This is a genomic window from Okeania sp. SIO2B3 (genome assembly GCF_010672525.1).
Classification (GTDB): Bacteria; Cyanobacteriota; Cyanobacteriia; order Cyanobacteriales; family Microcoleaceae; genus Okeania.
Genome location: NZ_JAAHGH010000078.1, coordinates 17,748 through 36,977, shown reverse-complemented (window position 1 = coordinate 36,977; position 19,230 = coordinate 17,748). Strand labels below are relative to the sequence as shown.

Below are 19,230 nucleotides of genomic sequence, written 5' to 3'. Positions count from 1 at the left end.
GTCAAGAAGAAGAAACATACAACATCGTAGCAGCTCACGGCTACTTCGGTCGTTTAATCTTCCAATATGCGTCATTCAACAACAGCCGTTCCTTACACTTCTTCTTAGGAGCATGGCCAGTAGTAGGAATTTGGTTCACCGCTCTAGGTGTATCCACAATGGCCTTCAACTTGAATGGTTTCAACTTCAACCAGTCCATCATCGACTCCAGTGGTCGTGTAGTAAATACCTGGGCAGACATCATCAACCGTGCGAACTTAGGTATGGAAGTAATGCACGAGCGTAATGCTCACAACTTCCCATTAGATTTAGCTGCTGTAGAAGCTCCTTCTATCAATGGTTAATTTCTAAGTTAGCTTTAGTTAGCTAATCTAAACGCTCTCCAATTTTATTGGGGGGCGTTTTTTGTTTTCAATATAATTTTATCTATAGCGTTACGCGCTAGGGAATAGGGAATAGTAAACTGTTAAAGGGTTTTAGGGTTGAGAAATGTCCTAACCTTAATGCGTAGCGCTATATCATATCAAAATAATCAGGATTTTAAGCTATTGATTGTGAGGTTATTTTTAAATGTACTGCTATACCAAATTTATTAATAATGAAAAAAACAGACATTATTGTTGCTCTGATAGGTTTTGCTGGAAGTATATTAGCTAGTATATTAGCTGCTTTTATCCCAATGTTAAGTTCGGATAGTTCAGATGATAATAATTCACCTTCCTCAGAGAAAAATCTACCAGAGAAAAATATTCAAAGTCCGAATCTTTCCTTTTTTTGCGGCTCATATAAAACTCCAGAAGGAGAAAATGTTCCAGCTACAATAATACGTTCATCCTCTAAAGCAGATGTTCCAATGTTTTTTTGGAAGGATACTTCTTGGGGGCCAAAATGGGACCCACAGACTCGTTGCCAAGAGGTTTCTAGGAGGTTACAAATATATTATAATAATGGGATTATTGATTATATTTTTTCTGGGAGTTTAAATAATTATCCGACTCTCTGTGTTAGTAAAGAAATTAAAGATTCTCAGTGTAACGATCAAAACTTACTAATAACGTTAAAGTCTGGAGAAAATGTTGATGATGTTTTACAGGAAGTTATTGCTTTTCGACATTCTGGAGGTCTTACAGTAGAGCGTGATGGTGGCTCTTATATAAGAGTGTTTGAATATTGGCAGAATGCTCCAACTACTAATGGTAGTCCTTCTGAGTCAAGATTCTAAAGAACTAAAAGAACTTTTTGATGTAAAGTTTTCTCTCCTCATAAAAGGATAGTCAATGCGTCTGTGAAGCATATTTTTTTAGGTGAAAAATTAGTTAAAAATATGCTTCGTTTCAACCATTATCTCTGAGTTCGTGCTAATTTATCTGCTGCATCACCGATAAATTCAACTTTGCCTACAAATTTACAAACAGAGCGGGTACTAACTACCACTATCGTATCAAAAGAGCCATCAGATTTTATCTCAAAAGGTGAATTTGAATTAGCAACCAGGTTCCATGGACCCCACATATTTCTCTCTTCACTAAAAGAACTAGCACTAAGCAAAACTAAATTTTGATCGTCGAGATTGAGCTTATGTTTTGACCCATCAGCTTCAGTCAATGCAAGAGTGAAACCATTGGGAGTTGATTCGAGAGTTGCAGACAATAAGTCTCGCGAATTTTCACCCACACCACCTCCGCGAGCGTATGATCTACCACATGACAAATAGCCAACAACTTGCTTAACAGATCTAGATGCAGAAGCTTTCGGAGATTCTCCTAAACCAGTCAGGGTAAATGCTGACCAGTCAACTGGATCGGAACGCTTCCCTTTTGCGTTTAACATAGCTTGACGTAGAGCTTTTGCTTGATCAGAGGTATTTTTCAAGTTCTGATAAAAGTCAATCATTAGTTCTCTTGTAGAGCGATCAGGTACTGACCACAAAGAAGAAACAACCGTAGGTACTCCTCCAATCAGAAACGGACGAGTTAATCCCAAGTTTCCTTCCACAGTTTCTGTTCCTAACCCGGTATTGCAAGCACTTAAAACTGCCATCTCTGCCATAAATCGATTTGAATAAAGATCGCGAGTATCTAATACTCCAGAAGTCATGACAAGACCAGCTCTACTATCACCAATATTAAGAAAACCATGAGTCGCAAAGTGTAAAATTCGCGAGTTAAATAGCTTGCTTTGAACTCTCTCAATAGAAGCATCTCTACCAATAAGAGGGGTTGTACCATAAAGTTTAGCAATTTCTCTGGCTTCAACCTCAGCAGAAGGTAGTTGAGCTGGTACTTTAATTACTCCAAGAGAACCAATGGACACTTCTGACATCTTTGGATTACCGACAATTAAGTAATCATTGCCTACTCTTTTTGCACTAGCAGCTCTTTCTGTAATAAATTTTAGAGCTTGGATCGAGGGAGCTATTCGTATAGTATGCTGATCGATTAAATACTTATTATCAGATGATATGAGTGATGCAAAGGGAACGCGATGTAAACCTCGATAGGGAATAAAGACAATATGTTCATCAGGATTAGTAGGTAAGGTATTTTGTATGGGTTCAATCAGCACTTGATATAATTTTTTTAATAGAGAAGTTTGATTGCTGTCGCGATTTTTTATTGCTAAAAGGGTATCTTTTGTGAGATTTGATAAAGCAACAGTTTGTCCTGTAGTTTCCCGATCTTTTAATTCAATTTTTGTCAATGAGTTGAATGTATTTGTCAGCACCAAACCAGAACTTATCCCAATTAACGCAGCAACTCCTATCCTTCTATGATTTGGGGAAAGTATAGTAAAAGCTCCTATACTAACTAATACTATAGCGCCATATATAAATATAGTTGAATTGACAGCGCCGTATACAAATCTAGTTGATTTGATATTATTAAATTCTGAGCTAGAGTTAGATTGGTTCAAGACCGATGAAACATCAACTTCTCGAAAGTTAAGCTTACCATTTGGCTGGATTACCCAAATTAAGACTTTATTTTCTCTTGCTTGAAATTTATCGTAGTCATATATAGGTAAATCTGGGATGGAGTAAAGAACGAGTGTTGCTTTTTGGTCTTTGGCAAAAACTTGCATTTCCTGAAAAGATAAAACATCTGGAATATCTCTGGATAAACCTTCAAGACTAAAAATATAGGAAAGTGAACGGGAGCGATCGGCATACTCTAAAGCTTTTCCATATTCTTTATCATTTGTCAGCAGCAATTGTTGAGTAGTATAGAGAGGTGTACCAATTTCTTGAAGAGCAATTACATCTGCCTTATCGACTTGCTCCTTAGATACTTTCTCTAAATCTTTGATACTATCATCAAGTAATTTTTTGGCATCATTAGTTTGACCTTTCATTGCCATAATCAAGGCAAGTCTAGAACGATTGCCAACGAAACTATAAGTTCGGGCTATAGAAGCTGGAGATAAAGAACCACCAGGTAAAGTTGCTAATCCCCCAGCTAGGAAAGAATAGACACGGCCAGTTTGATGATCGTTATTATGTTTAGTATAAATTGAATTTGCTTCTAAGTACAGATTCATAGCTTTATCCCAATCTTCTGTGGCAAAATATATATCTCCCAGAATATTTAATGCCGGATAAATTATATTCTTTGTATTCCAAGAAATGTCTTTAGAGGATTCACGATTAGCTTGTTTATCTTTTTTCTTGGCTACCTTAATAATGTCAGTAAAAAAATCTTTGGCTCCAGAATAATCTTTGAGTGCAAAATATATTTCCTTCAAATTTCGCAACATGAATCCTGCTGTAGAATAATAACGACGGGGAGGTTGAGAAATTTTTTCTAGTAGCGCTTGTTGACAAGCAAGTAATAGTTTTTTAAGAGAATTATTATCTAGATGCTGATAATGCTCAATATGGAAAGGCCACACAACGCAAATGTCGTCTTGACTATATGATGTAGCTAAATCAAAATATTGCTGACAAAAATTAGTAGTATTATTATTAGCTGTTTCTAGCATTAGCTGTGTTTCACACATTTTCCCTAGAAGTTTCTCTCTACAAGAAACAGATTCATCTTCACCATTCCCATTTGCTGGCACACATTCACCAACATAGTCAAAATTTTTACTATTTGTAACTTCACTAGAACTACCATAACTTAGTAATGGTTTTCCTGCCGATTTTTCGGCTAATTCAAGTTGCTTAAGTGTAGCCTCTTGCTTCTTTAATTCTTCTTTTACAACATCTTGAGGTTCAGGTAACTTTTCAATGTAAGTCAGACCTTTCCCATAAGGTTCGCGAGAATGAGCAATAGAAGATTGACTCAAGGTAGCAAGAGTAAGCAAAAGCAATTTCAGGGAAATTAATAAATATGATTTCATAATTTCTATTAATTCAATAGTATTTGCTATTTTTAATTAATTCGTGTACCACAAAACTATTCTTTCTAAGATATTCAGGACTTACGGACGGACACGCTTATCCAGTGAGGGCGTTAGCGGAGCTTTGCGGAGAGCGAATGCGCACCTACAGATGGTGTTTTCAAGATTAATTTGCGTAAGTCCTGACATTATATTAGGGTAGCTTCACCCCTCAAGTCCAAGCACGGAAGAAAGTATTTTCTTGCCAAACACTGGCTGTTTTTTGCTCGATCGCTCCCATGTCCTGTTGAGTTAACTGCTGAAATGTTTGGGCGACCCTAACATTAGACTGCAACATTTCCACAGACTCTGTCGCTACGATACAACAATGTACACCTTCTAAGGACAATACATATCCCATCGCTTCCTGCATATTCAATACCCCTGGTCGGAGTAACTTGCCGTAAGCAGGTATTTTCATTCCAATAACACCTACATTTTTTTGTTGCGCAACAGGTAACACAGTAGGAGCAAATGGTCGGGGATGATGTTTGTCAGCAGCATTAATAGTAACCAGAGTAGTGTCAAATGGATAGCGACGTAGTCCTTCAGCGATAACATCAGGTTCGTGATGACCTGTAATTCCTGAAAATTTGACTATACCTTGTTCTTTTGCTTCTTCCATTGCTTTGATAGCACCTTGGGAACTGAATATTTCATCCAAAGTTTCTGTAAATGAAACATGGTGTAACTGCCACGAGTCGAGATAATCTGTATTTAACCGTTTTAGCGATCGCTCTAATTCCCGCCATGCTCCGTCGCGGTCGCGTTTTCCTGTCTTACTTGCCAAAAATATATCTTTTCGATAAGCAGGTAACACTTTCCCTAAATGTTCTTCACTTGCACCATAACTAGCAGCAGTATCAAAATATCTAATTCCTAGAGACAGAGCAGTTTCAATTATTGCGACTGACTTTTTTTTGCTTCCACTCTTATCTAGGGGTGTTTTTCCTGCTCCACCTAAACCTAACAATGGTACTTTTACACCCGTTTTACCTAATACTCGTTCTGGCATTGTGGATGTGGTGGGTAGCTCTTTAGCAGATGCTACTTTGGTCTGAGATTTTTTATTGACAGCAGCACAACCTACTATACTACCTGTAGCAGCAATGCTTGTCATTATAAAGTTACGTCGAGTCGTTTTTTTTGTCATAGTTATCTATAAGTTTTTGTTGTTTATTCTATTATACTAATTGTCTTTTCCCAATTGTAAGCATTCAGCTATTAGCAGTCAGCTAGAGTGCAACAAGATTCTCTCATATAGGACAGTGTTTACAGCACTTTTCAAATTGATGAACCACATCGCCATAACCAAAACCCAGTAGGGACGTTGCATGCAACGTCCCTACTGTGGTCTACTGAAATGAAAACCGCTGTAAATTAATATAGACTTTAAGGGTAAGGAAGCCAACTTTTATAGTAAGACAATTAATAAAGCTTTTATAGTAAACTAAAAGCAATAGCTGATGGCTAATAGCTGACGGCTGAATGCTTATTCCAAATTTAACAATTATTTTAGAAATTCAACTCCATAAATAAGTCTGTTACTGGTAATATAAAGCCTGGTAAAATATCTTCTCCATCTAAATTATCAGCAACTTGTAATAATTTATCTGGTTGTGGTTTATGGTAGACTAAAACTGATTTTTTATCAGGATTAATTACCCAAACTAACCGACAGTTATTTTCAAAGTATTCAACAATTTTTTGATGTAGTTCCTCAAATGTATTATTGGGATAAATTACCTCTACTGCTAAATCGGGAGCACCTTGAAAATAACCTTTAGGTAATCGCTTTGTAAGCATTAAGCCGTCAGCTCTCAGCCATCAGCTATTGCTTCTTTTTAGTTTTAGATAAAAGCTTTACTAATTGAATAAGAATTAAATTTCACTACAAAAGCCGCCTTTAAATCTATATATTAAAATCCTCTTATAAAAGCTGAGAGCTGACAGCTAATAGCTGAATGCTTACATCGCTTTAATCCTAATAAACGGTCTTGGGAAACAAAAGAAATATCTGGAGAACGTTTATTACCCGATTTGAAAGTAAAGGCTGTACTAGAATCGCAAGTTACACCTAATTTTTTAGGACGAGCATATAATTCTATTACGCCACATAGATAAGCAGTAATATTACCATGTTCCATTCCCGAATTTCCCATATCAACAACTTCTCCATTAATTAATTCATAATGACTGCCATCTTCTGATAATTCCTGAAATTCTTGGTCAGTTAATATTTTATTTTCGGTTGCTATATTCATAAATTTATTCTGCTATTTTGTGATAGTTATTTGTAATAATTGAATTGAGTAATTCAATATTTTATCAAATTAGCCCAATTACATTTTATATGATATCAAATCTGCTTGCTACGGTTCTCGTCAAGCCCCCGCGCATCCCCAATTTTTGGGGGAATTTTAGAGTTTTATTCCCCCCCAAAATTGGGGGGTTAGGGGGGCTTGCATCATACCCAGAATCAGCAACGCCTAGAATTTACCGTCAGGAGGGGCAAACGGCCGTTTGCCCCTACAATATTGATTCTTATTACTAAATACTAAATAATACTAACAGTACTTACGCAAAGGCACTACATAAGGTGACTCGCTCAGTTACGAAGTGCGCTAACACACCCTACCAATAGCGCTTATAGGTAAGTCTTAACTAAAGAAAAGCGGATTTGATATGCCACTCTATTTTTAATTAATAGCAAATGTTTAAATTTTCTCTCAAACAAATTACCGAAAAATTCAGGTATAAAGCCTCTCCAATCCTCTTATTTATAAGAAAAGGTAATTCTAAATTATTAATTCTTAATTCTAAATTCTTGAAAATTACTTTTCTTTTAGTATTTCTCAATCCATTAATAGCACTTAGTCAGGAAACTGCTACAACAATTTGTCCCTCTGAATTAAGTAATCGGATTGATACTGTAATTAATCGCCCAATTTTTAATCGTTCTCGGTGGGGAATTTTAGTCGAAACTTTATTGAAAAAAACTACAGTTTATAACCAGGATGCTGAATATTATTTCATTCCTGCTTCTACGGCTAAACTATTAACAACAGCAGCAGTATTACAAAAACTTCGCCCTCAATTTAGAATTAGAACTTCAGTTTATGGTGATGGGAATGGCAATATATATGTTGTGGGTAGAGGCGACCCTAGTTTAACAGAAACTCAACTGCAAAGTTTGGCTCAACAATTAAAGGAACAGGGGATAGAAAATATTAATCAATTAATTGCGGATGATAGTTATTTTGAAGGAACAGGAGTTAATCCTAATTGGGAATGGGAAGATGTTCAGGCTGGTTATGGCGCACCAATTAATAGTTTAATTCTGAATCAAAATTCTATAGATTTAATTTTGTCGCCTCAAAGTTTAGGTCAACCTTTACAAGTTACTTTTGTTAATTCTGTTGAAGGTCAAAAATGGCAGATTGAAAATAATTCGGTGACTGTAGAGAAGAATGAAAAAGAATTTGTTGAGGTAGGAAGAGATTTTATTCAGCCAATAATTAGGATATCTGGGCAACTAAGAATTGGTTCAGCATCGGAACCTGTTTATGTGGCGGTTGTGGAACCTGTGGATAATTTTTTAAATAAATTTAGCCGAGTTTTAACAACAACAGGAATTAAGGTTTCTCAAGTAGTAAAAAAATCACAAATTACCTCTAATATCAATTTGACTGAATTAGCTTTTGTGGAGTCTCCAACATTAGCGGAATTAGTAGAAGAAGTTAATAGAAAAAGTAATAATGTTTATGCAGAATCTTTGTTACGACAAATGGGAGTTAGGAGTAGATTAATTCCTAGGAAAAAATCTAATAATCAGACTTTAGCAAAAAGTTTGGAGGAGGTAAAAGTCATTTTAACTAGATTAGGAGTTACTCCCAATAGTTTTGTTTTAAATGATGGTTCTGGTTTGTCTCGTCATAATTTAGTTAGCCCGGAAGCTTTGGTACAAACTCTCAGAATAATGGCTAATTCTCCTTGGGCAAATATTTATAGAAATTCTTTACCTGTGGCTGGTGTAAGTGGTACATTGAGTAGACGTTTTAGAAATAGTTTTGCCGAGGGAAATGTACAAGCAAAAACAGGAACAATTAGTGGAGTTTCTGGTTTAGCAGGATATATTCAGCCTGCTAATTTTGAGCCTTTAGTATTTAGTATTATTGTCAATCAGTCTGATTTAGAAACTAAACATTTGAGAAGTGCTATTGATGAAATTGTTTTGTTATTAACTCAGTTAAATAGTTGTGGTTAAAAGAAGTGCAAAAATAGAAGTCATATCATGTCCGGTAGCATCGGTATTGTAAGCGTGAAGGTAAGGAAGACCGAAGTTGGAAGAAGGAAGAAGCTTTAAGAGAAGGAAAAACCATTAATGGCGCTAGATATTTCCCCAACTTTATACACGCTCCGATACCAACGGACATGATATCAGATTTATTTGTTTCCCATCAATTATTTATTGTATGTTTCTGATAAACCTGACTTTTGAGCATTGAAACTCACTTAAATATTCAGGGGTTGCTGATTAAATCTAAAAGCATTGACAGATAAAGACAAGTGCCTTTTTGGGGCCTTTAAAAAGTACCTTATTTTAGGCGCATAGTTGGGCAGAACAATCTTGGGATAATTCTTACTCCTACCTCCTTGCTCCCGGCCCATTTCTCCTGTCTCCTGTCTCCTACCCCTACTAAAAGACTAGTGAAGCGCAAACCTTATTTAAGAGCGATTACAACTTAGAAGAACCAGACGGACATCTATCAACAGATTCAAAATCATCCGGTGCTGTTGACGAGGGTTTGTCAGTTTCACAAATCATTGTTTGTGTACGGCTATCTTTAAGGTAGACTATGCCAGAATAACTTTTTAATTGTTCATCTTTGGCATTAGCAGTAGATATGACATAAGGACCAGAATTAATTCTGCTAATATCGTATGAATAATTTACAGTTTCTGACTTGATGCCTAATCCTAAATCAGAGATGTTATCTGAAAATTCACCGTTTTGTGCATAATAAGCTTGTTGCCCTTTATTGATTGCACTAATATACACTCTTGCCTCTGATTGTTTGGCTTTAATTGCCTGATTTAGAAACGAGGGTAAAGCGATGACACTTAACACAAATATTAACCCAATAAAACCAACTACAATTCCAGCAATAATTCCACCTGCTTTTGATGGTTGCCTCTGATAAACTACAGTACCTGCTATCATGTCATGGAGAGCTTGCTTTTTCTTCGTAAATGCTGCCATGATATAACCAATCATCAGAAGTATAGAGGAAAGCCACTTGGCAAAATATCTAGCAGTTGCTCTACCAAAGGTGAGGCGGTTATCATTTTGATCGGTAACAACTAACCCTATTGCCATTTTGCCTAGAGTTGCTTGTTTAGCAGAACTTTCCATAATGGCATAGTATAGCCAATTCCAAATAATACTCAGGAAAAAACCCAGGACGCTGGCATCTTCGCTAGTGCCACCAGCAAGTCCGTAGAAAACTCCTAATAAACCACCAAGAAGACTGCCGCCGATAGATAAAATAACTCCATCTATGAAAGCGGCTGCAAATCTATTCCAGAAACCACCATATTCTGTTGTTGACATTTTTTGCCTCCTAATTTTTTTCGATTACTATAGCGCTACGCTTTTTTCTACTGCTATAAATTATATTGTATAAGTTTATCGATCTAATTTAGCAATCAAGCAATCAAATTGAGAACTTATTTGGTAATGATAATTTTTATAGGACTTATATCATGTCCGGATAATAGCGTGATCAAAAAACCTTCTCCCTTTGAACCAATATTCCCTTCTGTCCTCAGCATAGCAGCATAGCTGCCTTCCTTCCAGCAAAGTCTAATAACCGGAAATGATATAAGTCCTATTTTAGCTAAAATGAACAATCTAGAGAATATTTTGCGACGTTGCTGAATTGAAGTATGAATGTGCGATTGTTTGGTTCTGGTCAACCCCCCGCGCATCCCCCGCGCATTGGGGGACTTTGATAGTTTTATTCCCCCCAATGGGTGGGGGGCTAGGGGGGCTTGCATCATACCCAGAATCAGCAACGCCTATTTTGCATATCTATGAAATATCAAAACCACTATTTGATATTGATATCTAGGTCCAGTTTCCTCATCAGATAAATTGACCAAAATTGCCCTGCTCTGATACGATATATTAATATTGTAATCATCTTGTTTTAGAGGTTATTAAAATGTTAGGAGAAGAAAAAATAGCACTAACATTAAAAATTAATGGAGTGCCACATCATCTAAATATAGAACCTCGCGTGACTTTATTAGATGCACTGCGAGAATATCTAGGTTTAACAGGGACGAAAAAAGGATGCGACCGCGGAGAATGCGGAGCTTGCACAGTATTAATCGATGGAAAACGAATTAATGCTTGTATGACCCTGGCAGTAATGCAAATGGGAAAGTCAATTATTACTATTGAGGGTTTAGCAGAAGAAAATGGAGAACTCCACCCAATGCAAACAGCTTTCATTGACCATGATGCTTTTCAATGTGGTTATTGTACTCCTGGTCAAATAGTTTCTGCAGTAGGTTTACTAGCAGAAGCACAACCAAAGTCAGACCGAGAAATTCGGGAGGGTATGAGCGGCAACCTTTGTCGTTGTGGTGCTTATCATCATATCGTTGCAGCAGTTCGTGAAGTAGTGGAGAAAACAGAAAATGCAGCCATTTAGTTATGCCAGAGTTAATGAAGAAAATACGGCCATAACCACAGTATCTGAGGATGAGACTATATCTTTTATTGCTGGTGGTACAGACTTGATAGGTTTAATTAAAGATGGCGTACAAACACCAAAGCAAGTTGTAGATATCAACCCTCTACCTTTAGAATCAGTGGAAGTCGATGCTGACAACAACCTCCGCATCGGTGCTTTGGCAAAATTGAGCGATGTTGCCCGTTATTCCACAGTGAAAAATTCCTATCCTGTCATTTCAGAAGCAATATTAGAAAGTGCTTCTCCTCAACTGCGGAATATGGCAACAGTAGGAGGAAATTTATTACAACGGGTGCGCTGTAGTTATTTCCGTGACCCGGTTTTTCCCTGCAACCGTCGTCTTCCAGGTACGAGTTGCCCTGCTGTGGAAGGTTACAATAGAATGCACGCTATTTTAGGTACGAGCGAACATTGCATTGCCACTCATCCTTCAGACTTGGCAGTAGCATTAGTTGCTTTAGATGCGATGGTTTGCATTCAGGGTAAAACTGGACAACGCCGAGTGCCGATAAATGATTTTTATCTTTTACCCGGAGATACACCCCACCAAGAAAATGTTTTAGAGCATGGAGAATTAATAATTGCCGTGGAAGTGCCTATTGTTTCCTGGTTTAGTAATTCCCACTATCTCAAAGTACGCGATCGCGCCAATTATGAATTTGCCCTAGTTTCTGTAGCTCTTGCTCTGGAAGTTGAGCAAAATATTATCAAGTCTGCGCGACTAGCATTAGGAGGAGTTGGTACAAAACCTTGGCGTTCCAAGGAAGCAGAAACAGCATTAGAAGGGAAACCGATAAATGAAGCAACTTTTTCTACTGCAGCAGAAGCAGCTTTGGCACAAGCAAAACCACAACAATATAACCAGTTCAAAATTGAACTAGCTAAACATAGCATTATTCGTGCGCTGTCAACTGTATTACTTAGGAGTCAGCCCACCCCTAACCCTTCCCAGGAGGGGAACTCAGGAGTCAGGAGTCAGGAGGGAAGAAAGAATAAGAAACAGGAGTAGAAGGAGAAAGTTTTTTGTTGAACTGGCGCACAATTTTCCTATCTCCTGGGTCGAAGCTGCGTTAAGGTCATAAAGGGCGCAAACGTTAACGGTTTTGCTTCGCGAAGCGCAAAAAAAAACTAACTATTACGAACCTATTTTCAGTAAATGAAACAGGAGTCAGGAGTCAGGAGGGTTAGTAACTGTTGGCTAAAATAGCGACCTTATCCATTGGTGAAGTTTTTGTTGGTGCTAAGTCTTTAAAAAAGTTAGAAGCAAAACTTTCTCGGTTGCAATATCTGAACCGACATAAAACTAAGTTCTCTAGCAATTGGAAGAAGGCTCAACTCAAGATAGCTAAACTACATAGGAAAATAGCTAATATCAGAAAGGATACATTGCACAAGCTAACTACTTACTTGGCTAAAAACCACAGCCAGATAGTAATAGAAGACTTAAATGTATCAGGAATGATGGCAAATCACAAGCTAGCTCAGGCTGTTGGCGACATGGGTTTTTATGAATTCAGAAGACAGTTAGAGTAAAAGTGTGAGTTATATGGTTCTAAGTTAATCATTGTTGATAGATGGTTTCCTAGTTCTAAAACTTGCAGTAGGTGTGGAACTGTTAAAGAGTCTCTGTCTTTATCGGAGCGTGTATTCAACTGTGAACACTGCAATTTTAGCTGTGATTGCTCCGCAACGCTAGCGCGAATGAGACTTAAATGTAGCTATGGCGGTCAGTTTGACCGTGACAGCTTGTGGACTGGATAACGCCGACGTTGCCAGATTGAAGCAAGAATAGAACAGATTATTTATAGAAAATCATAGATTTATATAGATAATCATAGGTTTCTAAGAACGGAAGAAACAATAAGGAACCCCCAGTAGAAGGAGAAAGTTTTTTGTTGAACTGGCGCACAACGCCTCCTGTCGGAATGCTACCGCAAAGGTTAATGCTTTTGCTTCGCGAAACGCCAAAAAAAACTAACTATTACGAACTATTTAAGTAAACACGAAACATGAATAAAGTTATCGGAAAACCCATCAACCGTGTAGACGGAAAACTTAAAGTTACAGGTGGCGCACGTTATACCGCTGATATGCCAGTTGAAAATTTGACTTACGGCGTATTAATAGAAAGCACCATTGCTAAAGGCAAAATTACCAAGCTCGAAACTACTGCAGCAGAAACCGCCCCCGGAGTATTGGCAGTCATTACCTACCGCAACGTTCCCAAATTTAATCAAATTACTTTTTTTCCTGGTGGGCAAAGTCTTCCCATTCTCCAGGACGAGAGTATCTATTATCAAGGACAGCACATTGGGATAGTAGTGGCAAAAACTTTAGAGCAAGCTCAATATGCAGCTACCTTGGTTAAAGTCGAATATAAAATTGAACAACCAATTATAGATATAGATACAGCACTCCAACAGGGATATAAACCAGAAAGAATTTTTCTGGGGATGCTACCCGCTCATTCCTTCTGGGGCGACATTAACTCTGGGCGTTCCCAAGCAGAGGTATTAGTCGAACAAACCTACAGCACCCCCATAGAAAATCATAACCCCATAGAAACTTCAGGAACTCTAGCAATTTGGGAAGATGACCACCTCACCCTCTACGATACAACTCAAGCAGTTTCTTTAACACAAGAAACGATCGCCAAAGTATTCGAGATACCTCCAGAAAACATCCGAGTTATTTGTCAATATCTCGGTGGTGGATTCGGTTGTAAAGCACTTATTTGGCCTCACACTATCCTAACTGCACTGGCAGCGCGTTATGTTCAGCATCCCGTTAAACTAGCACTCACCCGCGCCCAGATGTATACTTCTGTGGGATACCGCCCCCCGACTCGCCAACATCTGACCCTTGGTGCAACTAAAGATGGGAAACTTACACTCATCAAACATATTGGCGAAAACATCACCTCATCCTTTGAGGAATTTACCGAAGCTGTGACAATGGCAACAAATATGATATATGCCTGCCCTAACCTGGACACCAACTACAATCTTGGTTCTATCAATGCTGGTACTCCCACTTTTATGCGGGCACCGGGGGAAGCAGCAGGAATGTTTGCCTTAGAGTCAGCAATGGATGAACTTAGTTACGCTTTAGAATTAGACCCCATCGAACTCCGGGTGCGCAACCATGCAGATGTAGACCCTGCTACTGGGCATCCATGGTCCAGTAAATCTCTGAAAGAATGTTATCAGCAAGGAGCAGAAATATTTGGTTGGAAACACCGCAACCCTAAACCCGGTTCTATGAGTAACGGCGATCGTCTCATTGGTTGGGGAATGGCAAGCGCGACTTTTCCAGCAAATACTTGGCCTGCCACTGCTAAGGTAACTATATATAATAGTGGGAAAATTTTAGTCGAAAGTGCAACCCACGACTTAGGTACCGGAACTTACACTGTGATGACTCAAGTGGCAGCAGAGGTTTTAGGGGTATCTCTAGAACAGGTGGAATTTAAACTCGGTGACACAAATTTACCTAATGCTCCACTAACAGGAAATTCGACTACAGCAAGTAGTGTGGGTTCGGCAGTACAAGCAGCAGCAATGAATGCTCGGAATAAAATATTAGAGATAGCAATTTCTGACTCAAACTCTCCACTGTATCAAGCAAAACCAGAGGAGATAATTTTTGATTCCGGGAAATTATTGTTGCAAAATAATCCTACCGTGGGAGAAAGTTATCAGGAAATTCTGACTCGTCATGGTGGGGAAAATATTGAAGCGGTTGGTGATAACGCACCGAAACAGAAACAACAAGAATATGCTAAACATTCTTTTGGGGCAGTTTTTGTGGAAGTGCAAGTAGACCGACTTTTGGGAGAAGTGCGGGTGAAGCGGTGTGTTGGTGTCTACGGTGCTGGACGTATTCTCAATGCTAAGACTGCTCGTAGTCAAATGATAGGCGGTATTACTTGGGGTATTGGTATGGCGTTGATGGAACATACGGTAATGTCTCCTCACTACGGACGTATTCTCAATCATAATCTTTCTGATTATTTGATACCCGTGCAGCTAGATGTGCCTGATATTCAGGTGCAGTTTGTAGAGGAGGAAGATCCTTATGTGAATGCTTTGGGTACTAAGGGTATTGGGGAACTTTCTATAGTGGGAGTTGCAGCAGCGATCGCTAATGCTGTTTATCATGCCACAGGTAAGCGTATTCGAGATTTGCCTATTACTCCAGATAAGTTATTAGAATAAGGTTAAAGGGAGGAGGGAGGAGTCAGGAGTCAGTCCTCAGGAGTCAGGAGGGAAAAAGAAGGAAGAAGTGGTGGTGCATTGCATTATTTTTTCACGAGGTACAGCAGTGGGAGCATCTTGCTCCCGTGCCAAGCATCCCTTGTTCCTTGTATAACATTACTATGCAGAACTACCAGACAGGGAAATGTTTTTCTCACTGTTCTCTGTTACCTACTATAATTTTCACTTGAAAAACTGAAAGTAAATAAATTATGATACACAAATCATCAACTGCTTTTACTTTTACCGAAAAATTGTGGTTTAAAGCCTCCCCTTTTAAGGAAAAGAAAAATTTTCCTTAAGCGTCAATCCTCTCCTTTAAAAGAAGAGGTAATTATTAATAATTAATAATTAATTGTTGAACTTACTTCCTTTGTTATCTTTGGTGTTTTCATGTTACCAATTATTCCACCTCCGAAAGGGTTCAGAATATTTTATTTGCCTAAAAGCGACCTCCTATTAGTTTACCGTCCAAACGGTATGACATACTTACTTATATTCTCAGTTATCTGCTTTTTCATATGGATACTATTTTGTTTTTTTATTGCTACATTGCTAATAACTTCATTTATCCTGACTCAAGATTATTTGATTAGTATTTTGACTTTTCTATTTTTTTTCATCCCTTTAGTTTTGTATTTTTTTGCTGCTAAAATATTTAATCAAGTCTATATAATTTTATATTTTTTTCTAGGCAAATTAAGTTTTAAATTTAGATTTAATTGCTTAATTTTTACCAAAAATATAGGTGTTTTAACAAATGAAAGACAAGAAATTAAACGGTCAAAAATTCAATATGTACAACAAGTTAAAACTAGCGGTTTCAAAGGAAATAGATTTGCATCATGGGGCTTATTAATCAAAACAGCAAATCGAGAGTATAATCTTCTTTCCTATCAATCTTATGACAAAACTAAATGGCTAGGTAATATTATTGCCGCATGGGCTAAAGTCAAGTACCTGCAATTATCGAAGGAGTCAGGAGTTAGAAGTAAGAGTTAATTAAAACAATAACAGAAGGCAGAAGGAAGAAGGAAGAAGGAAGAACCGAAGTTTAAAAAATCTTACTTTGTCTGAGTTTTAAGCTTTTGATCTATCCTAACTTTTCCCTCAACTGATATACTTGGAGTCTGCTGGAATTTATCAAAAATATCAAATAATATCAAGTCTTATTAATTAGCCATAATAAAAATGTTTTCTATGATAAATTTCTCCCTGTTCCCTGTTCCCTAAATGTTTTATTAATGAAAGAATTACAAGATATTATTGCAACTTACACCAAACTCAAACACTCTAATGAAACCTTCGCCCTCGCTACTATTGTCAAAGTTGCGGGTTCCACATATCGCCGAGCTGGGGCACGAATGTTGATGACTGCAAAAGGAGAAATGGTCGGTTCCCTCAGTGGTGGTTGTCTCGAAGGTGATGTTTTGGAACAAGGACAAGAGGTAATGAGTTCCGGTAAGTATCGCCTTGTTACCTATGACACAACCTCAGAAGCAGATATTATCTGGGGTTTGGGGATGGGTTGTCAGGGAATAGTTGATATATTCATCGAACCTCTATCCGGTGAAAAGGGAATAGACTTAATGTCATTTTTTGCTGACTGTCTTCAGCATAGGCAACCAGGAGTTTTAGTTACTGTGTTTAGAAGTCAAGCTGCGGAGCAATATCATTTGATGTTATCGACCGATGGTAATTTTACTACTAAAATAACTGATAATTCCCTAGTTCAACTATTAGTAGATCGTGCCAAAACAGCTCAGAGTTCTGGTAAGTCATTTCAAATATCTATTAATAATATAGAAGCCTTTATTGAGGTCATTCATCCACCCCTACCTCTAGTAATATTTGGTGCTGGTCACGATGCCATACCTGTAACATCTTTTGCCAAACAATTAGGATGGTATGTCACAGTATTAGACTGTCGCCCTGCTTATGCCACATCTGCTAGATTTCCAGCAGCAAATTCTATAGTTATTTCTGAATATGAAAAACTACCAAAATCGGTAATTTTAGATGAAAAAACTGTAGTAGTTGTAATGACTCATAACTATCTCTATGATTTGACAATTCTCAAAAATATTTTACCTTTACCTTTACGTTATTTAGGAATACTAGGACCCCGCAGAAGAACCGAAAAATTATTAGCAGAAATTCCCATAGACGAGCAATACAAAAAACGTTTATATACTCCAGTTGGTCTAGATATTGGTGCTGATAATCCACAAGAAATTGCTTTAGCTATTATTGCAGAAATTCAAGCAGTAATTTCTAACCGTTCGGCAGGTTTTTTACGTCATCGTAACTTACCAATTCATAGTCAAAATAATGAATAAATCTATAGGAATTATAATTTTAGCTGCTGGTGCATCAACCCGTTTAGGTCAACCCAAACAATTGTTGATTTATAAAGGGAATAGTTTGATTTTCAATACTGTTGAAATTGCTGTTAATTCTAGTTGTTCGCCAATTATTGTAGTGCTTGGTGCTTATGCCGATCTAATACTTCCTGAAATTAGTAATTTTCCAGTAAAAATAGTCGAAAATTCTGATTGGCAAGCAGGAATGAATACTTCGATTAAAGCTGGTATTAATACTTTGCAAACTACTCAAGAAATTATAGAAGCAGTAATAATAATGGTTTGCGACCAGCCTTTTTTATCTACTAATTTAATCCACAAAATGATTGATATCTATTATTTAAAATCAAATCTAATAGTTGCTTCTGAGTATGCTGGAGTTTTAGGAGTTCCGGCTTTATTTAGTTCTAGCCTTTTTCCAGAAATGCTCAACTTAAAAACAGATAAAGGTGCGAAACAAATAATTAATAAATATTCACGCCAAGTTGCAACAGTTAATTTTCCTAGAGGAGAAATAGATATTGATACTTTTACTGATTATGAATCTCTAACAAGGGAGTAGGGGAGTAGGGGAGAGTAGGGAACCCACCCCTAACCCCTCCCAGGAGGGGAATATCGAGAAAGATTTGGCAATGGCGCTTGTGATGGAACATTTTTTTATACCAAACTCGAGCGGATTTGATATAATTAGAATTTGCTGAAAAAGTCTTTTAGTAGAGACAGGAGTTAGGAGTAAAAATTGTCCCTTGATTTTTATGCCCAACTATGAGCGTAAAATACTAACTTTTTGAGCGTTTTAGACTGAAACAGGCGCACTTTTTAAAGGCCCCAAAAAGGCACTTGTCTTTATATGTCAATGCTGTTAGATTTAATCAGCAAGCCCTAATTACTCTATTTTTCCTAAAGGATTCTTATTTCTTCCCTCTTCCTTCTTCCTTATCGTTACAATACCGATACTACCGAATTTTATATTATATTATTTGTCAAATTATTCACTCAAATTCGGATAATTATGAATACTCAAAACCATCTTCGTAACCTCCAACATCAAACAATTCTTGAACGGGCTAAACATCCACAAAACAGAGGAAAAACCAACCCTATAGACCGCTATCAAATAGGAGATAACCCCTTATGTGGCGATCGCATTGAACTGACAATAAAATTCAGTCAAACAAAGCAAATTATAGAAGATATAAAATTTCAAGGAAAAGGTTGTGCCTTAACCATTGCTTCCGCAGATTTAATGGCAGAAATATTGTTAGGAAAAACTAGAGAAGAAGCATTAGAAATAACAGCACAATTTCGTCAAATGCTCAAAGGAGAAATTAGTCTTTCCGATAATTTACCAAAACTGAATATATTTCAAGGAGTTGCTCAATTTCCCATCAGAATTAAATGTGTGTTACTAAGCTGGCACACCCTGAAAACAGCATTAGAATCACCAAATTAAAGCATTCAGCAGTT

General features: G+C 37.4%; 15 protein-coding genes and 2 pseudogenes. 12 read left to right on the top strand and 5 right to left on the bottom strand.

Annotation, left to right across the window (positions count from 1 at the left end; all coding sequences use genetic code 11):
* Both F6K15_RS29030 and F6K15_RS29025 read left to right on the top strand, forming a co-directional pair.
* Nucleotides 1–344: pseudogene (locus tag F6K15_RS29030) on the top strand (photosystem II q(b) protein); the annotation flags it as partial.
* A gap of 254 nt (nucleotides 345–598) precedes the next feature.
* The gene (locus tag F6K15_RS29025) at nucleotides 599–1,222 is read left to right on the top strand and encodes a COP23 domain-containing protein (protein ID WP_293067866.1); all 624 of its coding nucleotides are present in this window, start codon (nucleotides 599–601) and stop codon (nucleotides 1,220–1,222) included.
* A gap of 119 nt (nucleotides 1,223–1,341) precedes the next feature.
* Here the strand turns inward: F6K15_RS29025 and F6K15_RS29020 are convergent, their stop codons facing one another.
* The 4 genes from F6K15_RS29020 to F6K15_RS29005 all read right to left on the bottom strand — a co-directional run bounded on the left by F6K15_RS29020 (nucleotide 1,342) and on the right by F6K15_RS29005 (nucleotide 6,644).
* Entirely contained in the window at nucleotides 1,342–4,341 is a 3,000-nt protein-coding gene (locus F6K15_RS29020; RefSeq protein WP_293067863.1) for a CHAT domain-containing protein, read from the bottom strand.
* A 211-nt stretch (nucleotides 4,342–4,552) separates the two neighbouring features.
* Complete coding sequence (locus F6K15_RS29015; protein ID WP_293067860.1) at nucleotides 4,553–5,533, bottom strand: aldo/keto reductase; 981 nt, start codon at nucleotides 5,531–5,533, stop codon at nucleotides 4,553–4,555.
* A 362-nt stretch (nucleotides 5,534–5,895) separates the two neighbouring features.
* Nucleotides 5,896–6,186 (bottom strand): Uma2 family endonuclease, encoded by a 291-nt coding sequence (locus F6K15_RS29010; protein ID WP_293067857.1) that lies wholly within the window; start codon nucleotides 6,184–6,186, stop codon nucleotides 5,896–5,898.
* A gap of 113 nt (nucleotides 6,187–6,299) precedes the next feature.
* A complete protein-coding gene (locus F6K15_RS29005) occupies nucleotides 6,300–6,644 on the bottom strand; it encodes a Uma2 family endonuclease (protein ID WP_293067854.1) in 345 nt (114 codons plus the stop codon).
* Between the two features lie 563 nt (nucleotides 6,645–7,207).
* Here F6K15_RS29005 and dacB point away from each other — a divergent pair.
* A complete protein-coding gene (gene dacB, locus F6K15_RS29000) occupies nucleotides 7,208–8,647 on the top strand; it encodes a D-alanyl-D-alanine carboxypeptidase/D-alanyl-D-alanine-endopeptidase (protein WP_293067851.1) in 1,440 nt (479 codons plus the stop codon).
* A 471-nt stretch (nucleotides 8,648–9,118) separates the two neighbouring features.
* On the opposite strand, the gene F6K15_RS28995 is transcribed toward dacB, so the two are convergent.
* Nucleotides 9,119–9,994 (bottom strand): type IV pilin-like G/H family protein, encoded by an 876-nt coding sequence (locus F6K15_RS28995; protein WP_293067848.1) that lies wholly within the window; start codon nucleotides 9,992–9,994, stop codon nucleotides 9,119–9,121.
* Nucleotides 9,995–10,607: 613 nt separating this feature from the next.
* Here F6K15_RS28995 and F6K15_RS28990 point away from each other — a divergent pair.
* The 9 genes and pseudogenes from F6K15_RS28990 to sufU all read left to right on the top strand — a co-directional run bounded on the left by F6K15_RS28990 (nucleotide 10,608) and on the right by sufU (nucleotide 19,216).
* On the top strand, nucleotides 10,608–11,102 hold the full coding sequence (locus tag F6K15_RS28990; protein WP_293067845.1) for a (2Fe-2S)-binding protein: 495 nt from the start codon (nucleotides 10,608–10,610) through the stop codon (nucleotides 11,100–11,102).
* Nucleotides 11,089–12,153 carry a xanthine dehydrogenase family protein subunit M gene (locus F6K15_RS28985; RefSeq protein WP_293067843.1) on the top strand — a complete coding sequence of 355 codons (1,065 nt, stop codon included), beginning with the start codon at nucleotides 11,089–11,091 and terminating at the stop codon, nucleotides 12,151–12,153. Before F6K15_RS28990 ends, F6K15_RS28985 begins: the two co-directional genes overlap by 14 nt.
* 185 nt (nucleotides 12,154–12,338) lie before the next feature.
* Nucleotides 12,339–12,677, top strand: coding sequence for a transposase (locus tag F6K15_RS28980; protein ID WP_293067840.1), 339 nt, complete (start codon nucleotides 12,339–12,341; stop codon nucleotides 12,675–12,677).
* A gap of 12 nt (nucleotides 12,678–12,689) precedes the next feature.
* Nucleotides 12,690–12,905: pseudogene (locus F6K15_RS28975) on the top strand (zinc ribbon domain-containing protein); the annotation flags it as partial.
* A 248-nt stretch (nucleotides 12,906–13,153) separates the two neighbouring features.
* Nucleotides 13,154–15,361, top strand: a complete 2,208-nt coding sequence (locus tag F6K15_RS28970; RefSeq protein WP_293067837.1) for a xanthine dehydrogenase family protein molybdopterin-binding subunit — start codon at nucleotides 13,154–13,156, stop codon at nucleotides 15,359–15,361.
* Between the two features lie 639 nt (nucleotides 15,362–16,000).
* Nucleotides 16,001–16,402: a hypothetical protein gene (locus F6K15_RS28965; protein ID WP_293067834.1), complete on the top strand. Its 402-nt coding sequence runs from the start codon at nucleotides 16,001–16,003 to the stop codon at nucleotides 16,400–16,402.
* Between the two features lie 242 nt (nucleotides 16,403–16,644).
* Entirely contained in the window at nucleotides 16,645–17,739 is a 1,095-nt protein-coding gene (locus F6K15_RS28960) for an XdhC family protein (protein ID WP_293067831.1), read from the top strand.
* Nucleotides 17,732–18,325 carry a nucleotidyltransferase family protein gene (locus F6K15_RS28955; protein WP_293067828.1) on the top strand — a complete coding sequence of 198 codons (594 nt, stop codon included), beginning with the start codon at nucleotides 17,732–17,734 and terminating at the stop codon, nucleotides 18,323–18,325. The genes F6K15_RS28960 and F6K15_RS28955 overlap by 8 nt, the downstream gene beginning before the upstream one ends.
* Before the next feature lie 450 nt (nucleotides 18,326–18,775).
* On the top strand, nucleotides 18,776–19,216 hold the full coding sequence (gene sufU / locus F6K15_RS28950; protein WP_293067825.1) for a Fe-S cluster assembly sulfur transfer protein SufU: 441 nt from the start codon (nucleotides 18,776–18,778) through the stop codon (nucleotides 19,214–19,216).
* Nucleotides 19,217–19,230: the final 14 nt, after the last annotated feature.

Coding starts and splice junctions, on each gene's coding strand:
- F6K15_RS29025 (WP_293067866.1), top strand. CDS start 599: ATGAAAAAAACAGACATTATTGTTGCTCTGATAGGTTTTGCTGGAAGT.
- F6K15_RS29020 (WP_293067863.1), bottom strand. CDS start 4,341: ATGAAATCATATTTATTAATTTCCCTGAAATTGCTTTTGCTTACTCTT.
- F6K15_RS29015 (WP_293067860.1), bottom strand. CDS start 5,533: ATGACAAAAAAAACGACTCGACGTAACTTTATAATGACAAGCATTGCT.
- F6K15_RS29010 (WP_293067857.1), bottom strand. CDS start 6,186: ATGCTTACAAAGCGATTACCTAAAGGTTATTTTCAAGGTGCTCCCGAT.
- F6K15_RS29005 (WP_293067854.1), bottom strand. CDS start 6,644: ATGAATATAGCAACCGAAAATAAAATATTAACTGACCAAGAATTTCAG.
- F6K15_RS28995 (WP_293067848.1), bottom strand. CDS start 9,994: ATGTCAACAACAGAATATGGTGGTTTCTGGAATAGATTTGCAGCCGCT.
- F6K15_RS28990 (WP_293067845.1), top strand. CDS start 10,608: ATGTTAGGAGAAGAAAAAATAGCACTAACATTAAAAATTAATGGAGTG.
- F6K15_RS28985 (WP_293067843.1), top strand. CDS start 11,089: ATGCAGCCATTTAGTTATGCCAGAGTTAATGAAGAAAATACGGCCATA.
- F6K15_RS28970 (WP_293067837.1), top strand. CDS start 13,154: ATGAATAAAGTTATCGGAAAACCCATCAACCGTGTAGACGGAAAACTT.
- F6K15_RS28960 (WP_293067831.1), top strand. CDS start 16,645: ATGAAAGAATTACAAGATATTATTGCAACTTACACCAAACTCAAACAC.
- F6K15_RS28955 (WP_293067828.1), top strand. CDS start 17,732: ATGAATAAATCTATAGGAATTATAATTTTAGCTGCTGGTGCATCAACC.
- sufU (WP_293067825.1), top strand. CDS start 18,776: ATGAATACTCAAAACCATCTTCGTAACCTCCAACATCAAACAATTCTT.